This is a genomic window from Streptomyces sp. NPDC001219 (assembly GCF_053597915.1).
The window spans coordinates 31,654-38,239 of record NZ_JBSFJF010000064.1 but is presented as its reverse complement, the minus strand read 5'-3'; the positions used below and the strand labels follow the sequence as shown (position 1 = coordinate 38,239).

The 6,586-nt window shown below is 73.3% G+C and carries 4 protein-coding genes, 1 tRNA gene, 2 pseudogenes and 1 riboswitch; of the genes and pseudogenes, 2 read left to right on the top strand and 5 right to left on the bottom strand.

The genetic code is table 11. From position 1 onward, the window contains the following. Positions 1-87: 87 nt before the first annotated feature. Positions 88-351, top strand: a pseudogene (locus tag ACWC9R_RS30070) (hypothetical protein); the annotation flags it as partial. A 161-nt stretch (positions 352-512) separates the two neighbouring features. On the opposite strand, the gene ACWC9R_RS30065 reads toward ACWC9R_RS30070, so the two are convergent. Both ACWC9R_RS30065 and ACWC9R_RS30060 read right to left on the bottom strand, forming a co-directional pair. Further along, complete coding sequence (locus ACWC9R_RS30065) at positions 513-1,454, bottom strand: aldo/keto reductase (protein ID WP_450736195.1); 942 nt, start codon at positions 1,452-1,454, stop codon at positions 513-515. Between the two features lie 267 nt (positions 1,455-1,721). Then, complete coding sequence (locus ACWC9R_RS30060) at positions 1,722-2,846, bottom strand: M23 family metallopeptidase (RefSeq protein WP_450736194.1); 1,125 nt, start codon at positions 2,844-2,846, stop codon at positions 1,722-1,724. Between the two features lie 11 nt (positions 2,847-2,857). Continuing rightward, positions 2,858-3,013: riboswitch (cyclic di-AMP (ydaO/yuaA leader) on the bottom strand. A gap of 285 nt (positions 3,014-3,298) precedes the next feature. On the opposite strand from ACWC9R_RS30060, the gene ACWC9R_RS30055 reads away from it, so the two are divergent. Next, positions 3,299-4,432: a DUF2332 family protein gene (locus tag ACWC9R_RS30055; RefSeq protein WP_450736192.1), complete on the top strand. Its 1,134-nt coding sequence runs from the start codon at positions 3,299-3,301 to the stop codon at positions 4,430-4,432. Positions 4,433-4,466: 34 nt separating this feature from the next. Here the strand turns inward: ACWC9R_RS30055 and ACWC9R_RS30050 are convergent, their stop codons facing one another. The 3 genes and pseudogenes from ACWC9R_RS30050 to ACWC9R_RS30040 all read right to left on the bottom strand — a co-directional run. After that, complete coding sequence (locus tag ACWC9R_RS30050) at positions 4,467-5,621, bottom strand: PP2C family protein-serine/threonine phosphatase (RefSeq protein ID WP_450736191.1); 1,155 nt, start codon at positions 5,619-5,621, stop codon at positions 4,467-4,469. Positions 5,622-5,999: 378 nt separating this feature from the next. Continuing rightward, positions 6,000-6,075, bottom strand: a tRNA-Lys gene (locus tag ACWC9R_RS30045). 178 nt (positions 6,076-6,253) lie between these two features. Continuing rightward, a pseudogene (locus tag ACWC9R_RS30040) lies at positions 6,254-6,586 on the bottom strand (DEAD/DEAH box helicase); the annotation flags it as partial.

The window sequence follows — 6,586 nt, the reverse complement described above, 5'->3', positions numbered from 1 at the left end:
GTATCGGGGCGACCCTCCGCCTTGCGATCGCACGCACCAGACCCCGCGGGGCCGCCCTTCGGGCGAACGACGGGAGTTTGACGACAGGTCCTAGGTGGCTACGCCGTTGCCCGCTGGACCAAGAAGCGCCCCCTCGGCGGGGTCGCGCTGGTGGCTGTCGGGGCCGTGGCGGCGCGGGAGTGGCAGCAGAGGGCGGGGAGTGTGACGGCGGCGGCGTTGGGTGGGGCGTATGTCGCCGCGTTCGCCGGGTCGCATCCGTTGGCGAAGAAGATCGGGGCGTGGCCTTCGGTGTTCGCGGTGGCGGGTGGGATGGCCGCGGCGTCGTGGGCCGTGGTGGATCGCCGGGGGTAGAGCGGTAGAGGAGAAAAGGAGAGGAGCGGGGCAGGCGGTGATGCCCCGCTCCTCTCCGTAGGGGCGCGGCCAGGCCGGTCCGTAGGGGCGCGGCCAGGTCGGTCAGGTCCGTAGGGGCGCGCCCGAGTCGGTCAGGTCCGCAGGGGACGGGCCCGGGTCGGTCAGGCCGAGGCCTCTTCCAGCAGGTCGAGTTCGGGCTTCGTCAGGGTCACCTCGCTCACCGCCAGCAGTGCCGGGAGCTGGGCCGGTGTGCGGGCGCTGGCGATGGGGGCCACGACGGTGGGCTGGGCGGCGAGCCAGGCGAGGGCGATGGTGGCCGGTTCTGCGCGGTGGGCGGCGGCGACGGTGTCGAGGGCCTGGAGGACGCGGCGGCCGCGGTCGGTGTCCTGGTACGGGGCAGCGCGCCCGGAGCGGTCGCTGTCGACCTGGGTGCCCGGGCGGTACTTGCCGGTCAGGAAGCCGGCGGCGAGCGCGAAGTACGGCACCGCGCCCAGGCCGTGGCGGGCGGCGACCTCGGCGAGTTCGCCCTCGTAGGTGTCGCGGGAGACCAGGTTGTAGTGGGGCTGGAGGGCGACGTAGCGGGCCAGGCCCTCGCGGGCGGAGCAGGCCAGGGACTCCTCCAGGCGCTGCGCCGAGATATTGGAGGCGGCGATCTCGCGGACCTTGCCGGCCCGGACGAGGTCGTCGAGGGCCGAGAGGAACTCCGCGACCTCGAGCGACTCGTCGTCGTAGTGGGTGTAGTAGAGGTCGATGTAGTCGGTGCGCAGACGGGTGAGGGAGTTGTCGACCGCGGACTTGATCGTGGCGGGGGCCAGGCCCTTGTAGCCGGGGAGGGCGCCGACCTTGGTGGCGATGACGACCTCGGAGCGGTTGCCGCGGGAGGCCAGCCAGTTGCCGATGACGGTCTCGGATTCGCCGCCCTCGTTGCCGGGGACCCAGGCCGAGTAGGCGTCGGCGGTGTCGATGAAGTTGCCACCGCCCGCCACGTACGCGTCGAGCACGGCGAAGGAGGCGGCCTCGTCAGCCGTCCAGCCGAAGACGTTGCCCCCGAGGGAGAGCGGGGAGACGGAGAGGGAGCCGAGGGGCTTGTGTGTCGCGGTCATGCGTAGTGGAAGCGTCGGGGGGAGGGGAATTATTCCTTCCGCTTCGCCGATGAGGTCAACTTCCGCCGGAGAAGGGCAAGTTGGACAGCAACACTCACACGGCGAGGGCCCCAGGGAACTCCGGGGGACCCCCGAGGACCCCGAGAACCCCGAGTTCCCCAGGGCACTGAAGGCACCGAAGAACCCAAAACGACGACGACGGCGGCGGCCAAGGGATTCGCCTCCCTCGCCCGCCGCCGCCCTCTCAGTCGCTGTCGCCCGCGCCCGTCAGACGCTGATGCCGTGGTCGCGGAGCCAGGGCATCGGGTCGATCGGGTCGCCGGCGTCGGGGCGCACCTCCAGGTGGAGGTGGGGGCCGGTGACGTTGCCGGTGGCGCCGACGCGGCCGATGACGTCGCCGGTGTTGACCTTGCCGGAGGTCTTCACCATCGAGGAGAGGTGGCAGAACCAGAGTTCGGTGCCGTCGTCGAGGGTGAGGACGATGCGGTAGCCGTACGAGCCGGCCCAGCCGGCCTGGGTGATGGTGCCGGAGTGCACCGCCTTGACGGGGGTGCCGGTCGGCGCGGCGAAGTCCTGTCCGGTGTGGTCGGCGGCCCAGCGGTCGCCTGCCTGGCCGAAGCTGGCGGTGAGCGTGTAGGAGGACACCGGGGCGATGAAGCTCTTCGCCAGTTTGGCGAGGCGTTCGGCCTCCGCCTTCTGCCGGGCCGCTTCCTCCGCCTTGCGCTGGGCCTCCATCTCGGCCGCCTTCTTGGCTGCTGCGGCCTTTTCGGCCGACTTCTGTCGGTCAGCGGCTTCCGTGGCGGCCTGCTCGACCGCGGCCTTCTCGGCTGCGTCACGGGCCTCCTGCTCGGCGGCGTCCTGCTGCGCGTCGGCCTGCTGGAGGATGCGGCTGCGCAGCGCCTCACCGGCGCCCGTGTCACCGCTGGTGTCCGCGCTCGCGTGCGTGGTCCGGGTGAGCGGCCCGGCGGGCGCCACGCCGTCGACGGGAGCCGAGGCGGCCGCGGCGGACGCGGTGGTGGAGTCGTCGTCGGATATCAGCTCGCCGATACCGGGCAGCGACTTCGCGTCCGGCAGCTTCTCGGAGAGGTCGTCGGCCATGCCGCCGACGTCGGGCATCGAGATCGGCACCGGCGGACGGTCCTCGGCCGAGGCCATTCCGCTCGCACCGACCGCGGCGATGACGCCGACACCGAGGACGGTGCCGCTCCGGGAAAGTCCGCCGCGCTGCTTGGCCACCCGGTGTTTGCCGCGGACGGAACGGGTGGATTCCTCGGTGGGATTCCACTCCTCCCACGGTCCGCCGTCATCACCGGCGCCGGGGCCCGGGAAAGCACCTCGGTCGTCGAGCTCGTAGCCGGACGGGGACTCGGGGGCAGGCCTGTTGGACGCCACGGGGGCGCACTCCTTTCCTTCCTTCTCGCCTACCGGGTTAGCTGACGGGTTCGGAGCAGGAAGGTCTCCTACGGACGCCCGCTGGCGGAGGGCGTCCGATTCACCCCAAGGAAGTTGGTTCCCCGGTTCCCTTGGTGCAGTTCGAAGTGCTTGGGGGTGCGTGAAAAGCGCGTGCGGGATTCGGCGTCGGCGCGCGGTGCCGCCTCTTGCGACGGCTGGGACGACCGCGCTGCGTTATCGGACAGTAATAGAGATGGCGACCGAATTCCAAGCGTTCCCACGAATCCTTGTCGGTGCAACACGCCTCGGTTGCAGGGACGTTTTCGGCCACCCCGGCCGTAAACCGGGCGAGTTGGCCGCGCGCCGCTAAACGATCTCCGGCGGATTGTGCACCAGTCGTTATGCGGAGGGGCGCCCCTCGGTCACGGAGGGTGAGAGCGTAACGTCGGATCATGGTCGTCAACGTCGGGAACACCGGGCACGCCGGGCGTGCTGCCGGTAACGCGTGGGGAGTGGCGGAGCGGTACCGGGAGTTCTCCTGGCGGGAGGCCCGGGACCGGTCGGCGGCGCACGAGGAGCTGAGCGCGCGGATCAGCCAGGACGCGGAGCTCTGCGATCTGCTGTCCGGGTCGCTGCCGGCCGGCGACAAGCAGCAGCCGGACCTCCTGCTCGCCGCCGTCCGTTATCTCGACGGCCCGCACGCCGAATCGGGCCCGCGCGGCGAGTCGGCGTACGGGCGCTGGCGCGAGTGGACGATCCGGCACTGGGACGAGGTACGCGCGGTGATCATGCAGCGCGCCGCCCGGACCGACGAACCGGCCCACTGCGCCACCCTGCTGCCGCTGCTCGCCCGGCTGCCGCAGCCGCTGGCGCTGCTGGAGGTGGGCGCGTCCGCCGGACTGTGTCTGCACCCCGACCGCTATCGCTACCGCTACGAGGACGCGGACGCGTACGGGGAGGGCCACCACGCGGGCGCCCTCCGGGCCGAGCTGGGCGCACCGGAGAGCCCGCTGGTGTTCACCTGCCGTACGGGCGGGGCGGCCGGCGAACTTCCCGAACGGCTGCCGGAGATCGTCTGGCGGGCCGGCATCGGCCTCGACCCGCTCGACCCGGTGGCCGAACCGGACGATCTGCGCTGGCTGCGGGCGCTCGTCCGGCCGGGCGACGAGGAGCGGGCGGCACGGCTGTCGGCGGCCGTCGAAGCGGTACGGGCGGCGCCGCGGCCACGGATGGTGCGCGGCGACCTGATCGACGAGCTGCCCGCGCTCGCCGCCGAGGCACCGCCCGAGGCGACGCTGGTCATCTTCCACAGCGCGGCGCTGACGTACCTCCCGCCGGCCCGCCGCGAGGAGTTCGCGCGACTCGTACGGTCACTGCTCGACGCGCGGCCCGGCGGCGGCCACTGGGTCTCCAACGAGCACCACTCCGTACTGCCGTGGCTCACCGAGACCGCACCCCCGTCGCCCCGCCCGGACGACGCGCCGCTGCTGACCCTCGCGCTCGACGGCCACCCGGTCGCACTCACCGGCCCGCACGGCCAGAGCCTGCACCACCTCCCCGGGGCGGCGGACCTCCCGGGCCACTGAGCTACCGGGCACGGCTCCTACTCCCGCCCCTCCCCTACTCCCCCATCGGCCGCTGCACCGCCAGCAGCGCCATGTCGTCGGCCGGTGCGCCGCCCGTTCTGCCGGTATGCCGGGCGACCTCCTCGACGAGGGTGTCCAGGAGGGCGTCGGGGCCGGGGAAACGGCGGCCGCGCAGTCTGCTCGGCGGGTGGTAGCTGCGGCCGAGCAGGTCCCGGGCCGCGGTCACCCCGTCGGTGAAGAACAGCAGCAGGGCCCCGGCCGGGAAGAACGTCTCCTCCGCGTGGTCCGGGCGGCTGGTCAGCTCGCCCAGCCCGAGGGGCGGCGCCGGCGCCTCGGGAGCCAGCTCGCGCAGACCACCGTCCGGGGTGAGCAGCAGCGGGGGCGGGTGGCCCCGGTTGAGCACCCGCAGGGCGGACTGCCCATGGGCGGGGATCTCCGCCAGTACGGCAGTGGTGAACGCCTCGGTCCGTTCCGCCCCTTCGCGCCGCCCGCCGTCCCGCCGCACCGCCCGCTCCAGCCGGCCCGCCACCGCCCCCAGGGTGCGCTCCTGTTCCGCCGCCTCCCGGAAGGCACCGAGGACGCTCACCGCGGTCTCCACCGCCGCCGGCCCCTTGCCCCGTACGTCGCCGATGATCAGCCGCACCCCGTGCGGGGTGTCCTGCACGGCATAGAGGTCGCCGCCGGTCAGGGCATCCGCCCGCGCGCCCACGTAGCGGGCGGCGAGGGCGAGCCCGGCGAGCCGTCCGGGCGGCGCGGGCAGGACGGCGCGCCGGACCGCCTCCGCGACGTCCCGTACGGAGGCCGGGCGGGCGTCGGCCCTCCGGGCGGCCCCGTGGAGGGCGACCGCCAACAGGGCGACGACCAGGACCACGGCGCTCTCCGCCACCGCCGCGCCATGGCCGGGCCCGGCACCGCGGTAGCGCACGCCCCAGACCTCGCCGAGCACAGCGGCCAGCGCCGTGAGAACGGTGCCGCGCCGGGAGAAGAGCGCCGCCGCGGCCGGCGGGGCGGCCGAGAAGAAGGGGGCGGCGGTGTAGCCGGGCGGCGCCGCCATGCTGAAGACGACCCCGCCGACGATCAGAAGGACGGGAAGCCGGCGCACCAGCAGAAGCCCGGACGCGGCCCACCACGAGCGACGCTGCCCGTTCCCCTCCCCGTCACCCCCGGAAGGCGCCTCACCTCGGAGCATCCGCACCGGCCTCTTCCCACTCCGCCCGTCCGTACGGGCCCCGCCGTGCCGGTAGCCGCGACGTCCCCAGGCTTGCCCCTGGGCGGCGGGACGGCGACTCGTCGGGGGCCGGACGAGTCACGGGACGGGACGTGCCGCGTCACGGGAGGAGGCGAGGCGATGAACGTCCGAAAAGACGCCGGGAAAGAAGACCGGGAAAGAAGAGATGCCGGGAAAAGGGCAGCCCACTCCCCCCGCCCCGGTGCACACCCCAAGCCCCTTTCCCCCAAGGGAACTTGGCCCAGGCGCCGCACCCCGGACACGCCCGAGGGCCCGGACCGTGTTCGGTCCGGGCCCTCGGGGTGCCGTATCCGGCCGGACGGTCGTCCCGTCCGTGTCTGGTGGGCCATCAGGGGCTCGAACCCTGAACCAATGGATTAAAAGTCCACTGCTCTGCCAATTGAGCTAATGGCCCGCACCGAGCAGCATAGCCCGAGGAGCTGCCGCAGCCCGAAGGCATTATGGATCAAGCCATTCTGCGGGGTACAGCGAGGCGGTCCGGCGGGCCCTGCCAGGCGCGCCGGAGGCCGTACAACGCGCGGGGCCCGTACGGCACTTGGGTGCGTACGGGCCCCGCGGTTCAGCGTCGGTGATCAGCCGTTGCGCTTCCAGCGCGGCTTGTCCTCGCGGCGGCCGAAGGAGCCGGTCGGGGCGCCACGGTGGTCGTCACGGCGGCCGTAGGGGCGGTCGCCGCCGGAGCGGTGGCCACCGGAGGCCGGACGGCCGCCGGAACGGTCGTCACGGTTGAAGGGACGGTCGCCGCCACCGGAGCGGTAGCCACCGGAGGAACGGCCGCCGGAGCGGTCGTCACGGTTGAACGGGCGGCTCGGACGGTCACCGCGGTCGCGGTTGAAGCCGCCCCGGTCGTCACGGCGGTCGCGGTTGAACCCGCCACCGGAACGCTCGTCACGACGGTCGAAGGAACG

Excerpts from the sequence above, each read along its gene's own strand:
- ACWC9R_RS30055 (WP_450736192.1), top strand. The coding sequence starts at position 3,299 with ATGGTCGTCAACGTCGGGAACACCGGGCACGCCGGGCGTGCTGCCGGT.
- ACWC9R_RS30065 (WP_450736195.1), bottom strand. The coding sequence starts at position 1,454 with ATGACCGCGACACACAAGCCCCTCGGCTCCCTCTCCGTCTCCCCGCTC.
- ACWC9R_RS30050 (WP_450736191.1), bottom strand. The coding sequence starts at position 5,621 with ATGCTCCGAGGTGAGGCGCCTTCCGGGGGTGACGGGGAGGGGAACGGG.